Below are 272 nucleotides of genomic sequence, written 5' to 3'. Positions count from 1 at the left end.
CTCCTTTCAAAATAGGATTTATCCTAAACTCATTCATTATGGGCCTGTAGCTCAGCTGGTTAGAGCGCACGCCTGATAAGCGTGAGGTCGGTGGTTCGAGTCCACTCAGGCCCACCATAATTGAATTGGTTTTTTTGGGGCCTTAGCTCAGCTGGGAGAGCGCCTGCCTTGCACGCAGGAGGTCAGCGGTTCGATCCCGCTAGGCTCCACCAATTAAAATATCTTTTGTAATACCGCGATATATTGCGGAGTTGATCTTTGAAAACTGGATA

At 48.2% G+C, this 272-nt stretch carries 2 tRNA genes; both read left to right on the top strand.

What is annotated here, in order from left to right:
- Positions 1 to 40: 40 nt before the first annotated feature.
- A tRNA-Ile gene (locus ACHABW_RS26090) sits at positions 41 to 117 on the top strand.
- A 19-nt stretch (positions 118 to 136) separates the two neighbouring features.
- Positions 137 to 212 (top strand) — tRNA-Ala (locus tag ACHABW_RS26085).
- Positions 213 to 272 lie beyond the last annotated feature (60 nt).

The organism is Salipaludibacillus sp. CF4.18, from assembly GCF_051262595.1.
In the GTDB taxonomy this organism is placed as follows: domain Bacteria; phylum Bacillota; class Bacilli; order Bacillales; family Salisediminibacteriaceae; genus Salipaludibacillus; species Salipaludibacillus neizhouensis.
The sequence above is the reverse complement of the archived record's forward strand: the minus strand, read 5'-3'. Positions and strand labels throughout refer to the sequence as shown.